This window comes from Actinoplanes sp. NPDC026623, from assembly GCF_040638275.1.
Lineage (GTDB): Bacteria > Actinomycetota > Actinomycetes > Mycobacteriales > Micromonosporaceae > Actinoplanes.
In genome coordinates this window covers 1-2558 of record NZ_JBEZXZ010000403.1, presented here as the reverse complement: position 1 = coordinate 2558, position 2558 = coordinate 1, and the positions used below count along the sequence as shown (strand labels likewise).

Sequence of the window (2558 nt, the reverse complement as noted above, 5' to 3'; positions counted from 1 at the left end):
GGCGGGCCCCCCCCCGACATCCCGGGGACCAAAAAAAAACCCCCCCCTACGCGACGGGGCGGGAGCCGGTGAGCCCCCCGCCCCCCACCGGCCGGCCGCCCCGAGGGGCGCCGGCCTTCTTGTGATCGTGGGCTGTTTTCTCGGTTATGCGGCCTGCAGGCCCTCGGCCCGGGCCAGCTCGCGCAGCCGGCCCAGCGCCTGGATCTCGAGCTGGCGGATCCGTTCGCGGGAGAGCGAGAAGCGCGACGCCACCTCGGTCAGCGAGTGCTCGCGGCCGTCCTCGAGGCCGTAGCGGGCGCGCATGATGCCCGCCGAGCGGTCGTCGAGGTGGTTGAGCAGGCCCTCGATGCGCTGACGCTCCAGCGCGGTCAGGACGATCTCCTCCGGCGACGGGGCGTCGCTGTCGGCGACGAGGTCGCCGAGGTTGGTGTCGCCGTCGTCGCCCACCGGGGTGTCCAGCGAAACGGTGTCCTGTGCCCAGCGGGTCAGCTCGGTGACGCGCTCGACCGTCACGCCCAGGGCGGCCGCGACCTGCGCGGGCTCCGGGTCGGCGCCGAGCTCGCGGACGAGCTGGCGGGTGACGTTGCGCATCCGGTTGACGTCCTCGACCAGGTGCACGGGCAGGCGCACGGTGCGCTCCTGCTGTGCGATCGCCCGGCTGATCGCCTGGCGGACCCACCACGTGGCGTAGGTGGAGAACTTGTAGCCGCGCTCGTAGTCGAACTTCTCGACGGCGCGCACGAGGCCGGTGTTGCCCTCCTGGATGAGATCCAGCATGGGCATGCCCGAGCGCACGTAGCGGCGCGCGATCGACACGACGAGTCGCAGGTTCGCACGGATGAAGAGATCCTTCGCCCGCTTGCCCTCGGTGGCCAGTCGCTCCAGTTCCTCCCGGCTCACGCCGCGGCGGACCTCGCCGGTGTCGAGCAGGTGCTCGGCATAGAGCCCCGCCTCGATTGCCTTGGAGAGGTCGACCTCCCTGGCGGCATCCAACAGCGGCGTCCGGGAGATTTCGTGCAGGTAGACTCCGACGAGGTCGCGCTCCTCGGCGACCTGGTCGGTCCGCATCACGGTGTTTTTCTCCACGTTGCCCACGGTCCCCTCATTGCCTTCACTAACCCTGTTACGGGCAATACCTGCGTCCGTCAGCCGTCCCGTAACGTCCGCGGCTCATTGCGGTGCTGACACCTACATGAACAGAAGACGGCGTGCACTGATTCCGGCTGGTGGTTCGAAAGTGTCACGAATGTCTGAACATCAGCTGAGAGCCGCGTGCATACTTGCTGAGGAAGGCCCTCTCAGAGGCATTCGGAGCCGCACCCAGGGTCGGATGCGTTGAGATACGGATACCCTCCGCCTACTTCATGACACCATCGGCCCCTCATTCGTCACAGCGACGGGCATCACGCGTCGGCATGCGATGCTCGTCACTACCCAGTACGGCCGGGTAGCCAAATGGGTTCACATCCAGCATCGACAGGTTGCCGCCGGGCCTGAAGCAAATGCCCACGGCAAAAGATCCCGCCGCTGCTCGGACCGGGACCATCTGCCACGATGCGCCACCACAAGCCGCAGTTCACTCGCCCACACGGGTGACCCACGCATGGATGACGGCCGTTCGGTCCGGCACACCTCACCCTTCGGCCGACTCCCGGAGAAGGTGAGCAAAAACACAGCGCTAACGTCCAGGGTATGGAGCGCAGCGTGCTGGTTACTGGTGGGACGGGCGGGCTCGGCGGGGCCGTCGTCGAGATGATGCGGGATCAGAAATGGCGGGTGGTCGCCCCGGTCCGCGCCGGAACGGCACACCGGCTGCCGGAGGGCGTTGCCGGGTTCGAGGCCGACCTGAGCGTGCCCGAGGACGTGCGGGCAGCCGTCGCCGCCGCCGCGGGCGAGCCGGGCGCGCCGCTGCGGGCCGTGATCAACCTGGCCGGCACGTACGCGGGCGGCGGCCTCGTGCACGAGACCACCGTCGACGACTTCGAGGCGGTCATCCGGGCCAACCTGCGCCCGACCTACCTGGTGACGGCGGCGGCGCTGCCGCATCTGGTGGACGCCGGAGGCGGATCGGTGGTGTGCGTGTCGTCGCGCGCGGCGGTGGCCCCGTTCGCCGGCGCGGCCGGGTACGCGACCGCCAAGGCCGCGGTGCTGGCCTTCGCCAACGCCGTCGCGGTCGAGTACCGCAAGAGCGACGTGCGCTGCAACACGGTCCTGCCCAGCGTCATCGACACCCCGGCCAACCGGGCCGCCCAGCCGGGCGCGGACTTCTCCCGCTGGGTGACGCCGGACGAGATCGCCCAGGTGATCGCGTTTCTGGCCGGGGACGCCTCGAGGCCGACCAGCGGCGCGACGATCCCCGTCTACGGCCGGGCCTGACGCAGCGGCCGGGAGCCTTGCGAAACAGGACCTAGAACCCCTCGGCGAGCTGGTAGGTCAGCGCCGACGCCGCGACGAGCGTCGCCCCGGCCAGGATCAGCATCCGGGCGTGCGTCACGAGCGCCGCGACCGGGCCGCGGCGCTCGGCGGGCAGCAGCGCCGGTGCCGCCGCGACGACCGGC

2 protein-coding genes are annotated in these 2558 nt (G+C 70.3%); one reads left to right on the top strand and one right to left on the bottom strand.

Annotation, left to right across the window (positions count from 1 at the left end):
* Positions 1-144: 144 nt before the first annotated feature.
* Positions 145-1134 carry a sigma-70 family RNA polymerase sigma factor gene (locus tag AB0F10_RS45230; RefSeq protein ID WP_360640746.1) on the bottom strand — a complete coding sequence of 330 codons (990 nt, stop codon included), beginning with the start codon at positions 1132-1134 and terminating at the stop codon, positions 145-147.
* A gap of 558 nt (positions 1135-1692) precedes the next feature.
* Between AB0F10_RS45230 and AB0F10_RS45225 the strand changes: the two genes are divergently transcribed.
* A complete protein-coding gene (locus AB0F10_RS45225; protein ID WP_360640744.1) occupies positions 1693-2376 on the top strand; it encodes an SDR family NAD(P)-dependent oxidoreductase in 684 nt (227 codons plus the stop codon).
* The last annotated feature ends 182 nt before the right edge of the window (positions 2377-2558 follow it).